Source organism: Microbacterium enclense, from assembly GCA_038182865.1.
Classification (GTDB): Bacteria; Actinomycetota; Actinomycetes; order Actinomycetales; family Microbacteriaceae; genus Microbacterium; species Microbacterium enclense_B.
The window spans coordinates 3,454,718-3,466,212 of record CP116226.1 but is presented as its reverse complement, the minus strand read 5'-3'; the positions used below and the strand labels follow the sequence as shown (position 1 = coordinate 3,466,212).

Sequence of the window (11,495 nt, the reverse complement as noted above, 5' to 3'; positions counted from 1 at the left end):
GTTCATCGGTCAGTCCGCGGTCGCCGGAGTGGGCAACTCGAGCGGGACGACGGGGCAGTCCTTCCAGAGCCGCTCCAGGCCGTAGTACATGCGCTCCTCTTCGTGGAACACGTGCACGACCAGGTCACCGAAGTCGAGCAGCACCCAGCGCGACTCCTGTCGGCCCTCGCGACGAAGCCGCTTGTGACCCGCTTCGAGAAGCTTCTCCTCGACCTCGTCTGCGATTGCCGCGACGTTGCGCTCGTTGCGTCCTGTCACGAGGAGGAAGATGTCGACGAGCGGCAGTGGCTCGGAGACGTCGAGGGCGACGAGGTCTTCGCCCGACTTGCTGTCGGCGGCGAGAGCGGCGATCTGCGCCATCTCCCGCCCGTTCGCGGTCGCGGTCATCCGAATACTCCTGTCGTGACGGCGATGGCGAGAGCCACCGCCACGGCGATCGCCAGAGCGCCGGTGGTGATGATGAGGCCGATGACGAGCTTGCTGCCCTTCTCGGGAGCCGGGGGGCGAATGATGTCGCCCGGCTGCTTGACGGTGCTGATCGCCGCGCTGGCGGCGATGGGGGTGGGAGACGAGGCGGCGGGGAGTTCTCCGTCGAGGAGGACGGCATCCGCTTCTCTCCCGTCGGTCGTTCCGGGGGCGTGTCCCACGGATCCGAGGCCCTGCGGCAACTCGAAGGTGCCGGTGATCATGACCTCCCCCGTCGCGGTGACGGGAGCCACGAGAGGGCCTCCGATCGGTGTCTCCGACAGGATGAGGGCGTTCGGCGTCGAGACGGAGCCTGTAGCCGCACCGCTGCGCGCGATGAGCTGGTCGAACGACGGGGGTAGCGACACATCGGGTGCCGCCCCACTCAGGAGGTCGGACCCGAGGTCGGGGTTCACGGTCGAGGAGACGGCGGGAGGGGTCGCGGGTTCCGCCCCCTCGGCCTCCTCCGCCGCGGCGGGACGGAAGATCGCGGGGAGGGCGTCCGAGGGCGCGTCGACGCTCTGGCGCGGAGCGGCCGGCGTCAGGTCGGGAGAGATCACCGGGACGGAGGCGGTGCGGATCTTCTCCTGTGCCCGCACCTGGCGTCGGGTGAGCCCGGCCGGGGCGTATGCGGACCCCTCGTCGGCCAGCGGCGTCTCGAAGCCGATCACCGCGGGATCCGGTGTGGTGCGGGGCTGGGTCGGCTCCGCCGGAGCGATCGGCGTGGCGGCACCGTCTTCTGCGGGGGCCGGACTCGCCTCGCGAGACGGCTCGACGGCGGGCTCGACCTTCTGCGCCGGCTCCTCGGGAGTCGTCTCGGCGGCGGGCTCCAGCGGGGGCACCGGGATGATCGGTGTCGCGCCGGTGTTACGGATCTCGCGCAGCTGGCGCCGCGTCAGCGGCGGGGTGCCGTTGTTCTCGGAAGTGCTCATGCGTTACTCCGGTAGAGGTGGTGCTTCGCGATGTACTGCACGACACCGTCGGGCACGAGGTACCACACGGGGTGTCCTCGGCGCACGCGGGCGCGGCAGTCGGTGGATGAGATCGCCAGGGCGGGGATCTCGAGCTGGCTGACGTCCTCGGTGGGCAGCCCCTCGGTCGTCAGCACGTGGCCCGGGCGCGAGACGGCGACGAAGTGCGCCAGGTCCCAGAGCTCCTGGTGGTTGCGCCAGCTCAGAATCTGCGCCACGGCGTCGGCCCCGGTGATGAAGAACAGCTCTGCACCCGGGCGCTGGCTCTTCAGATCTCTCAGGGTGTCGATCGTGTAGGTCGGGCCGTCGCGATCGATGTCGACCCTGCTGACGGTGAACTGCGGGTTGGACGCCGTGGCGATGACCGTCATCAGATAACGATGCTCGCTCGCCGTGACCTCGTCCTTCTGCCACGGGCGTCCGGTCGGGACGAACACGACCTCGTCGAGATCGAACGACTGCGCGACCTCGCTCGCCGCGACCAGGTGACCGTGATGGATGGGATCGAACGTCCCACCCATGACCCCGATCCGAGGGGCGCGCGTCACCGACATACGGTGGGCCTCAGTGGCCGTGCGCCTCGGGCGTCGGCTTTCCGTGCGTGCGCGTGTAGGCCTCCGCCTTGTGCGCGTGGCGGTTCGAAACGTTGCGGTAGGACAGGGTCACGAGGCTCAGCGCCACGAACCCCAGGAACGCCAGAGCGCCGATCCAGAAAGTCTCGGCCTGCACGTTGCCGCCGTGGTGGCCGGCCTCTTCGGCGGCGTGGGCGAGAAGTGAGGCGAAAGTCATCAGTGCTCCGTTTCGGGTGTCTGCGCGGGACGCAGTGCCATTTTAGGCGGTTAGGCGCGTACCTGTCCGTCGCCGCGCCCGAGCCACTTGGTGCTCGTGAGTTCGGCGAGACCCATCGGTCCGCGGGCGTGCAGTTTCTGAGTGGAGATTCCGACCTCGGCGCCGAAACCGAACTCGCCGCCGTCGGTGAATCGCGTGGAGGCGTTGACAAGCACAACGGCCGAGTCGACTTCCGCGAGGAAGCGCCGAGCCGCCGCATCGTCGTCGGTGATGATCGACTCGGTGTGGTGGGTGGAGTAGAGCCGGATGTGCTCGAGAGCGGCGTCGAGATCGTCGACCACGCGGACGGCGAGGTCGAGACTGAGGTACTCGGTCGCCCAGTCGGCCTCGGTGGCGGCGAGCACGCGAGGATCGTAACCGGTCACGGTCGCGTCGCCGTGGACCGTGACGCCGGCCTCGGCGAGAGAGACGAGGAGTTCGGGCAAGAGGCGGTCGGCAGCCTCGCGGTGCACCAGAACCGTCTCGACCGCATTGCAGACGCTCGGACGCTGGGTCTTGGCGTTGAGCACGATGTCACGCGCCCAGTCGGCTCGCGCCGTCTCATCGAGGTAGACGTGCACGACTCCCGCACCCGTCTCGATGACGGGCACCGTCGACTCCGTCACGACCGTCTCGATGAGGGAGGCGCTGCCCCGCGGGACGAGGACATCGACGAGACCGCGTGCGTTCATCAGGGCTCGCGCTCCGTCGCGACCGAAGTCGTCGACGCTCTGGATCGCCTCCGGCGAGACGCCCCGGGCAGCCAGGGCCGCACGCATCACGGCCACCAGGGCCGCGTTCGAGCTCTGCGCCGCCGAGCCGCCCCGAAGGACGACCGCGTTTCCGGACCGCAGCGCGAGTGCCGCGATGTCGACCGTCACGTTCGGCCGGGCCTCGTAGATCGACCCGACGACACCGAAGGGCACGGCGACCTTCTCGAGCTCGAGTCCGTTGGGCAGCGTTCGCCGATCGAGCACGCGGCCGACGGGATCGGGCAGGACGGCCACGTCGCGCACGGCCGCAGCCAGAGCGGCGACGCGGTCGGTGTCCAAGCGAAGACGGTCGAGCAGCGCGTCGCCGATGTCGGCGGCGCGGCCGCGCTCGATGTCGTCGGCATTCGCGGCGACGATGTCGTCGGTCGCAGCCTCGAGAGCATCGGCGACCGCGATCAGCAGAGCGGACTTCTCGTCGCTGCCGAGAAGACCGACCTCTCGAGCGGCGTCTTTCGCGAGACGCAGGCGCTCATCGACGGAGACGGCGATCGTGGTCATCGTGTCAGTCTACCGCCGCGACGACGGCCCCCACCGGGCCGGTCGAGAGGGTCACGGCATCCGGATTCGGAGCGAACCAGGTGCCGACAGACTGTCCGGAGAGCGCCTCCGCGACGAGGTCGGCACTCGTGACGAGGACCCCCACCCCGGCGGCCGAGGCGAGCTTGGCGGCCGATGCCTTGGTCGCCGCTCCCCCGGTGCCGACACCGTTGACGACACCCGCGCCGAACTCGAACTCCGAAAGGTCGTCGCCCCACGCCACGTCCGTGATGGGCCGGGCGCCGGGCTCGTTCGGGGGCGCCGTGTACAGGCAGGCGATGTCACTGAGCAGGACGAGCGCGTCGGCGCCGATCAGCTGCGCCACGAGGGCGGCGAGCCGGTCGTTGTCGCCGAAGCGGATCTCGTGGGTCGCGACCGTGTCGTTCTCGTTGACGATGGGCAGGATGCCGAGACCCAGGAGTCGCTCCATGGCTCGACGGGCATTCGACCGGGGTGTGGTGTTCTCGAGATCGCCCGCGGTGAGCAGCACCTGTCCGGCGAGGAGCCCGAAACGATCGAGAGAGGTCTGGTAGCGCCACATCAGGACGTTCTGCCCGACGGCCGCGGCCGCCTGCTGCGTTGCGAGGTCGTTCGGACGACCCTCCAGATCGAGCAGCGGGAGCGCCGTCGCGATCGCGCCGGACGAGACCAGCACCACCTCGACGCCTGCGGCATGAGCGCGGGAGAGTGCCTCGACGATCGTGTCGATCCGGTGGGCTCCGTCACCGCTGATCGATGACGATCCGACCTTCACGACGACGCGCGACGCGCGCGGGATGGCGGCGCGACTTGCGGCCGTCACCGATCCTCATCCTCGCTCAAGAAGGACGACGAGTCACCGTCGGGCGTGATCCCCGCGGCACGCGCCGCGCGACGCTCGTTCTCGAGTTCGGCACGGGCCTCGGCCTTGGCATCCATCCGCTCGTGATAGCGCTCGCGACGCTCGGACGACGTGCGACGCGGATTCTGCACGAGACGCGGGTCGGTACCGCGCGGAGCGGTCATGAGCTCCGCGGCCGAGGTGAGCGTGGGCTCCCAGTCGAAGACGATGCCGTCGCCGGGGCCGATGACGACGGTCGCGCCGGCGACAGCTCCGGCCCGGAACAGACCGTCCTCGACGCCGAGACGCGCCAGACGGTCGGCGAGATAGCCCACCGCCTCCTCGTTCTGGAAGTCGGTCTGCTGCACCCACTTGACCGGCTTGTCGCCGAGGATGCGGTAGACGGGACCATAGGTGCCGCCCTCGACCTTGATCTCGAAGTCCTTCTTCGAGCCCTGCGGACGGATGACGATGCGCTCGGCGGGGGCGTCCTCGATCGTCGCGATGCGGTGCTGCTCGACGACGTCGGCGAGGGCGAACGTGAGTTCGCGCAGACCCGCGCGGCTGACCGTCGAGATCTCGAACACGCGGAACCCGCGAGCCTCGAGATCGGGTCGCACGAAGTCGGCGAGCTCGCGGGCCTCGGGGACATCGATCTTGTTCAGCGCGACGAGCTGCGGACGCTCGAGCAGAGGGGTCTGCCCTTCGGGGACCGGGTACGCGCCGAGTTCGGCGAGGATGACGTCGAGGTCGCTGAGGGGATCGCGGCCCGGGTCGAGGGTGGCGCAGTCCAGGACGTGGACGAGAGCGGTGCACCGCTCCACGTGGCGGAGGAACTCCAGGCCGAGGCCCTTGCCCTCGCTGGCACCCTCGATGAGGCCGGGGACGTCGGCGATGGTGAAGCGCACGTCGCCGGACTGGACCACGCCGAGGTTGGGGTGCAGGGTCGTGAAGGGGTAATCGGCGATCTTGGGGCGCGCTGCCGAGACCGCGGCGATCAGACTCGACTTGCCCGCCGAGGGGAAGCCGACGAGGGCGACGTCGGCGACCGTCTTCAGCTCGAGGACGACATCGCCCTCCCACCCGGGAGTGCCGAGCAGTGCGAACCCGGGAGCCTTGCGCTTGGGCGAGGCGAGAGAGGCGTTGCCGAGACCGCCGAGACCGCCCGGGGCGACGACGAATCGCATTCCGGGGGTGAGCATGTCGACGAGGACCGAGCCGTCGGGGTTCTTCACGACGGTCCCGAGCGGAACGGGGAGCTCCTGGTCTTCGCCCTCCGCGCCCGAGCGGTGGTCGCCCATGCCGAACCCGCCGTTCCCGGCCGAACGATGGGGAGAGTGGTGGTACGACAGCAGCGTGGTCACCTGCGGGTCCGCGACGAGCACGACGTCGCCGCCGTTGCCGCCGTTGCCCCCGTCGGGACCGGCCAGCGGCTTGAACTTCTCGCGGCGCACCGACACGCAGCCGTTGCCGCCCTTGCCCGCACGCAGGTGCAGAGTGACGCGGTCGACGAAGGTGACCATGGAAGTCCTTTCGGGACGGACCGGCCGATGACCGGGGGAAGAAAAGAAGAGGGGGCGGGCTGTGCCCACCCCCTCTATCGCGCGTTCAGCGCTGTGGATTACTCCGCTGCGGCGACGATGTTGACGACCTTGCGGCCGCCCTTGTTGCCGAACTCGACCGCACCGGCGGCGAGAGCGAAGAGCGTGTCGTCGCCTCCACGGCCGACATTGGCGCCGGGGTGGAAGTGCGTGCCGCGCTGGCGGACGAGGATCTCGCCGGCGTTGACGGCCTGGCCGCCGAAGCGCTTCACGCCGAGGCGCTGTGCGTTGGAGTCACGACCGTTACGGGTGGAGCTTGCGCCCTTTTTGTGTGCCATCTCTGCGTCTCCTGGCTCTTACTTGATGCCGGTGATCTTGACGCGCGTGAGGTCCTGGCGGTGGCCCTGGCGCTTCTTGTAGCCGGTCTTGTTCTTGAACTTCTGGATCACGATCTTCGGACCGCGCTCCTCGCCGAGCACCTCGGCCGTGACCGAGACCTTCGCGAGCTTGTCGGCGTCGGTCGTGACCGCGTCGCCGTCGACGAACAGGACGGCGGGCAGCTGGATGCTCTCGCCGATCTTCGCCTTCTGGCGGTCGAGCACGACGACCGTGCCGACCTGGACCTTCTCCTGGCGGCCGCCGGCGCGCACAACTGCGTAAACCACTTCACACCTGTTTCGTTCGGGAGCGCGGGGCTCCGGTTGTCTGATGACGTTGGGAGGGTCTGATGACCCAAGTCTCGGTGCGGTCCGGCCGACGAAAGTCAGCGGGGTCACGCTCCCGTAGGGCGGACGCGACGCACCAAGGGTCAAGTTTAGCTCACCCGGCGGCATCCGGCAAAAGCATTCGACCCGCGTGTCGACCGTAGGATCGCGGGATGGCAATCCTCATCGACGACCCGCAGTGGCCCGCGCACGGTCGACTCTGGGCCCACCTGGTGAGCGACAGCGATCTCGACGAGCTGCACGCCTTCGCCGCAGCGGCCGGAATCCCCCGACGGGCGTTCGATCTCGACCACTACGACGTGCCCGATGAGCGCCACGCCGACCTCGTCGCAGCGGGAGCAGTGCACGTCGGCGGGCGCGAGCTCGTCCGCCGCCTGCGGGCCTCGGGGCTGCGCATCACGGCGCGCGAGCGTCGCTCCCGCCGCGCGTGACGGGCCGTACTCCGCCGCTTCCTTCAGATCGAAGCGGCGGAGAACGGCCCCTCGCGCGGGTGTGATGCGGGTCAGGACTCCGTCGAGGGCTGCGCGTCGACCGGGGTGCCGGTCAGGGCCGCGGTGGTGACGCGGCGGCGCGAGCGACCTTGACCCGGCGCCTTCGGCTCCGGAAGAGCCTCGAGCACGGACTCCAGCAGCGCGTCCTTCTCGGTGCGCGGAGCGCGGGGCTCGCGCTTCTTGCGCGGACGCTTCTCGCGGACGGGTGTCTCCACCTTGGCATCCAGCACCGCCTCGACCGAGGCGACCACGGCCGCTTCGACGACAGCGGGGTCTTCGACCGTGGGGTGGATCGTGGATGCCGCGATCTGCGCGAGGGCGGACTTCACGCCTTCGGTGATCACGTGCGTGCCTCCGGGAGCGGCAGCCGCTCCCCCGTTGCCGTTCGAGCCCCCGTTGCCGTTGCCGGCACCGCTGGGAGCGGGAGCGCCGTTTCCGTTGCCGTTGCCTCCGCGCGAGCGGCGGTTGCCCTGGCCCCCGGTACCGCCGCCGTTGCCGTTCGCGGGCGTGCGGTGGCGGACGACGGGGTCGTGGTGAACGACGACGCCGCGACCGGCGCAGACCTCGCACGCCTCGCTGAAGGTTTCCAGGAGTCCGAGACCGAGCTTCTTCCGCGTCATCTGCACGAGACCGAGCGAGGTGACCTCGGCGACCTGGTGCTTCGTCCGGTCGCGGCTGAGGCACTCGATCAGGCGGCGCAGCACGAGGTCGCGGTTGGACTCGAGCACCATGTCGATGAAGTCGACGACGATGATGCCGCCGATGTCGCGCAGGCGCAGCTGGCGCACGATCTCCTCGGCCGCCTCGAGGTTGTTCTTCGTGACGGTCTCTTCGAGGTTCCCGCCCGAGCCGACGAACTTGCCGGTGTTGACGTCGACCACGGTCATCGCCTCGGTGCGGTCGATCACGAGGGAACCGCCGGAGGGCAGCCAGACCTTGCGGTCGAGCGCCTTCTCGATCTGCTCGGTGACGCGGAAGGCGTCGAACGGGTCCTGCTCGCCCTCGTACTTCTCGACGCGCTCCAGCAGGTCGGGGGCGACGCCGGCGAGGTAGTTCGAGATCGTCTGGAGCGCTTCATCGCCCTGGATGAGCATGCGCGTGAAGTCTTCGTTGAAGACATCGCGGACGATCTTGACGAGCAGGTCGGGCTCGGAGTGCAGCAGCGCGGGGGCCTGGATCGTCTTCAGCTGCGTGCTCACGTGCTCCCACTGCGAGGTGAGGCGCTGCACGTCGCGCGTCAGCTGGTCTTCGGTGGCCCCCTCGGCGGCGGTGCGGACGATCACGCCCGACGACTCGGGAAGGACCTCCTTGAGGATCTTCTTCAGGCGTGCGCGCTCGGTGTCGGGGAGCTTGCGCGAGATCCCGTTCATCGTGCCGTTCGGCACGTACACGAGGTAGCGGCCCGGCAGCGAGATCTGGCTCGTCAGGCGCGCACCCTTGTGGCCCACGGGGTCTTTGGTGACCTGCACGAGCACACGGTCGCCGGACTTCAGGGCGAGCTCGATGCGGCGGGGCTGGTTGCCGGTGTCGATACCGTCCCAGTCGACCTCGCCCGAGTAGAGCACGGCGTTACGGCCGCGGCCGATGTCGACGAAGGCGGCCTCCATGCTGGGCAGGACGTTCTGCACGCGACCGAGGTACACGTTGCCGATGAGCGACGCGTCCTGATTGCGGGCCACGTAGTGCTCGACCAGCACGTTGTCTTCGAGCACGGCGATCTGGATACGACCGGCCTTGGAACGCACGACCATCACGCGGTCGACGGCTTCGCGGCGCGCGAGGAACTCGGCTTCGGTGACGACGGGGCGGCGGCGACCGGCCTCGCGACCGTCGCGGCGGCGCTGCTTCTTGGCCTCGAGGCGCGTGGAGCCCTTGATGCGCTGCGGCTCCGTGACGACCTCGACCGCGCGCTGGCGCGCGGGTGCGGGCGCAGCGTCCTCACGGTCGTCGGTCGTCGGAACCGTCGCGCCACCGCGGCGGCGGTTGCGGCGGCGGGCGTTCGCCGAGGTGCGCTCGGCAGGTGCGTCGTCGTCACTGTCGTCGCGGAGGCCGCGCTCATCGGACTCGTCGCGCAGGGCCGCCGGAAGCGGCTCCGGAGCGTAGAAGTGCAGTTGCGTCGAGACGGCCGAGACGAACACCTCGGGCAGCAGACCCAGCGAGACGGCGGTCGGGCGCTCCGGCTTCTCCGGGATCGTCGCGTCCTGGGTGGGGGCGTCGGATGCCACGGCCTCGGCGGGCTTCTCCGTCTCCTCGGTCGCGGACGCGGCGGCGTCCGCGGGAGCAGTGTCCGCCGGAGCGGTGTCCGCTGGAGCAGCGTCCTCCGGTGCGCCGGCGGGTGCCGACTCGTCGAGGACCGCGGGTGGGGCCGTGTCGAGCGCCGCAGCGCTCTCGGCATCCTGAACTGCGCCTTCTTCTTCGTCGACACCCGGGGCGTCGACGGCGGGGGTCTCGCCCGCGTCCGCCGCCGTGGCGAGGGGTGCGTCAGCGGCGGGCGCCTCCTCGGCGGCGGGAGACTCGACGGCCGCGGTGTCATCCACGGCGTCGGGCGCGGAGACCGTGCTGTCGGCCTGCTCGACCGCTGCGTCGGGCGCCGTCTGCTCGGTGCTGTTCTGTTCGTCGCTTGCGTCTGCCATTGTGGCGTACTCCCTGGCGGGGCGACACCGCGCGTCGCCCGGCGAAATCTCGTGCGGCGCCGCACCCGGCGGGGCCGCGAACTCACTCGGTCTGCAGCAGGCCGGAGGCTCGTGCTGCGAAGGGCGGTCATCGCCCGAAGTCTTCTGGTGATGCTCTCGCGGCGCGGCCGCGGTACATCGGAACACCATTATCGCACGGTCCGCTCCCAAACCTCCGCACGCGATGCTGTTCGACGCCGAGCGATCCTCAGCCGACAGCGAAGGACGCGGTGACACAATCGAGCCATGAGTGACTCCGTGCCCGCACGCCGCCCCGTCGTCGTTGCGATCTGGCTCGTCTTCGCCGGCGTCGTCGGCTGGTGGGCGGCGTTCTCACTGACCATGGAGCGCTTCGCCCAGTTGACGAACCCGGGTGAAGCGGCATCCTGCGACTTCAGCGTCCTCGTGCAGTGCTCGGCGAACCTGCAGTCGCCGCAGGGAAGCGTGTTCGGATTCCCCAATCCGATCATCGGTCTCACCGCGTGGGCGGCGCCGATCGTGGTGGGGATGGCTCTACTCGCGGGGGCGCGCTTCGCGCGCTGGTTCTGGGCGCTGTTCTGGGTCGGCTTCGCCTTCGCGCTCACCTTCGTGATCTGGCTGATCTCCCAGAGCATCTTCGTGCTCGGGACGCTGTGCCCGTGGTGCATGGTGACGTGGTCGGTGGTGATCCCGTCGTTCTTCGTCGTCACGCTGCACGTTCTGCGGGAGGGCGTCATCCCCGTCGCGCGCGTCCGGTCGATCGCCGACCGTCTGATGCCCTGGGTCCCGCTGATGACGCTCGCGGCCTTCGTCGTCATCGCGGTGCTGGCACAGCTGCGTCTGAACGTGCTCGCACAGTTCTGAGCTGGTCTCCCCCGGCCATCTGCCGTACGGTCGGGGCATGGATGCCGTGAACCCGCTGATCCCGACGGCGTACGACCTCGTCTGGTCGGGGCTCGTCATCGTCGCGCTGGGGCTGGCGGTGTGGGCGATCGTGAGCCTGTCCCGCGCAGCACCACGCCTGACGTCGGGGTCGGTGCTGGTCTGGGTGGTCGTGATCCTCTTCGTACCCGTCCTGGGGGCGCTCGCCTGGCTCGCGGCCGGGCGACGGGCCGGGGGCGAAGTCTCCCGCACCTGAGCACGTCGATCGGCGACTCCGAGACGGACCCGTCCGTGTGTCGGCGCGGCGATCGTGAGTCGGCAGACGGACGGGAACGCCCTCACGACGAAGGCCGCCCCCCTCTCGGGGTGGCGGCCTTCGTGGCATCCGGGGTCAGGCGAACCAGATCGCGAGCTCGCGCTCGGCGGATTCGACGCTGTCGCTGCCGTGCACGAGGTTCTGCTGCACCTTCAGGCCCCAGTCGCGACCGAAGTCGCCGCGGATCGTGCCCGGGGCCGCGGTGGTGGGGTCGGTGGTCCCGGCCAGCGAGCGGAAGCCCTCGATGACGCGGTTCCCGGCGAGGCGGATCGCGACGGAGGGGCCCGAGAGCATGAACTCCAGGAGGGGCTCGTAGAACGGCTTGCCCTCGTGCTCGGCGTAGTGTTGGGCGAGGGTCTCGCGGTCGGGCTCGACAAGGCGGATGTCGACGAGGGCGTAGCCCTTCGCCTCGATACGCGCGAGGATCGCGCCGGTCAGACCGCGGGCGACGCCGTCGGGCTTGACCAGGACAAGGGTCTCTTCGGTGGCCATGGG

14 protein-coding genes are annotated in these 11,495 nt (G+C 69.8%); 3 read left to right on the top strand and 11 right to left on the bottom strand.

The annotated features are described in order from the left end of the window. Positions 1-9: 9 nt before the first annotated feature. The 9 genes from rsfS to rplU all read right to left on the bottom strand — a co-directional run bounded on the left by rsfS (position 10) and on the right by rplU (position 6,600). Positions 10-387, bottom strand: a complete 378-nt coding sequence (gene rsfS, locus PIR02_16470) for a ribosome silencing factor (GenBank protein WZH36339.1) — start codon at positions 385-387, stop codon at positions 10-12. Continuing rightward, positions 384-1,397, bottom strand: a complete 1,014-nt coding sequence (locus PIR02_16465; protein WZH36338.1) for a hypothetical protein — start codon at positions 1,395-1,397, stop codon at positions 384-386. Before PIR02_16465 ends, rsfS begins: the two co-directional genes overlap by 4 nt. Continuing rightward, entirely contained in the window at positions 1,394-1,990 is a 597-nt protein-coding gene (nadD, locus tag PIR02_16460) for a nicotinate-nucleotide adenylyltransferase (protein ID WZH36337.1), read from the bottom strand. Before nadD ends, PIR02_16465 begins: the two co-directional genes overlap by 4 nt. 10 nt (positions 1,991-2,000) lie before the next feature. Beyond that, entirely contained in the window at positions 2,001-2,225 is a 225-nt protein-coding gene (locus tag PIR02_16455) for a hypothetical protein (GenBank protein WZH36336.1), read from the bottom strand. Positions 2,226-2,275: 50 nt separating this feature from the next. After that, on the bottom strand, positions 2,276-3,535 hold the full coding sequence (locus PIR02_16450) for a glutamate-5-semialdehyde dehydrogenase (GenBank protein WZH36335.1): 1,260 nt from the start codon (positions 3,533-3,535) through the stop codon (positions 2,276-2,278). Between the two features lie 4 nt (positions 3,536-3,539). Further along, positions 3,540-4,376 (bottom strand): glutamate 5-kinase, encoded by an 837-nt coding sequence (proB, locus tag PIR02_16445; GenBank protein ID WZH36334.1) that lies wholly within the window; start codon positions 4,374-4,376, stop codon positions 3,540-3,542. After that, a complete protein-coding gene (gene obgE, locus PIR02_16440) occupies positions 4,373-5,917 on the bottom strand; it encodes a GTPase ObgE (GenBank protein ID WZH36333.1) in 1,545 nt (514 codons plus the stop codon). The genes proB and obgE overlap by 4 nt, the downstream gene beginning before the upstream one ends. 98 nt (positions 5,918-6,015) lie before the next feature. After that, positions 6,016-6,273, bottom strand: coding sequence for a 50S ribosomal protein L27 (gene rpmA, locus PIR02_16435; GenBank protein ID WZH36332.1), 258 nt, complete (start codon positions 6,271-6,273; stop codon positions 6,016-6,018). An 18-nt stretch (positions 6,274-6,291) separates the two neighbouring features. Continuing rightward, positions 6,292-6,600, bottom strand: coding sequence for a 50S ribosomal protein L21 (gene rplU, locus PIR02_16430; protein ID WZH36331.1), 309 nt, complete (start codon positions 6,598-6,600; stop codon positions 6,292-6,294). 212 nt (positions 6,601-6,812) lie between these two features. Here rplU and PIR02_16425 point away from each other — a divergent pair, with 212 nt between their 5' ends. After that, on the top strand, positions 6,813-7,091 hold the full coding sequence (locus PIR02_16425; GenBank protein ID WZH36330.1) for a DUF4031 domain-containing protein: 279 nt from the start codon (positions 6,813-6,815) through the stop codon (positions 7,089-7,091). Positions 7,092-7,162: 71 nt separating this feature from the next. Here PIR02_16425 and PIR02_16420 read toward each other — a convergent pair whose 3' ends face one another. Further along, the gene (locus PIR02_16420) at positions 7,163-9,784 is read right to left on the bottom strand and encodes an Rne/Rng family ribonuclease (GenBank protein WZH36329.1); all 2,622 of its coding nucleotides are present in this window, start codon (positions 9,782-9,784) and stop codon (positions 7,163-7,165) included. 285 nt (positions 9,785-10,069) lie between these two features. Here PIR02_16420 and PIR02_16415 point away from each other — a divergent pair, with 285 nt between their 5' ends. Both PIR02_16415 and PIR02_16410 read left to right on the top strand, forming a co-directional pair. Continuing rightward, entirely contained in the window at positions 10,070-10,666 is a 597-nt protein-coding gene (locus tag PIR02_16415) for a vitamin K epoxide reductase family protein (protein ID WZH36328.1), read from the top strand. Positions 10,667-10,703: 37 nt separating this feature from the next. Then, positions 10,704-10,940 carry a PLDc N-terminal domain-containing protein gene (locus tag PIR02_16410; protein ID WZH36327.1) on the top strand — a complete coding sequence of 79 codons (237 nt, stop codon included), beginning with the start codon at positions 10,704-10,706 and terminating at the stop codon, positions 10,938-10,940. A 135-nt stretch (positions 10,941-11,075) separates the two neighbouring features. Here the strand turns inward: PIR02_16410 and ndk are convergent, their stop codons facing one another. Next, positions 11,076-11,492, bottom strand: a complete 417-nt coding sequence (gene ndk / locus PIR02_16405; protein WZH36326.1) for a nucleoside-diphosphate kinase — start codon at positions 11,490-11,492, stop codon at positions 11,076-11,078. Between the last annotated feature and the right edge of the window lie 3 nt (positions 11,493-11,495).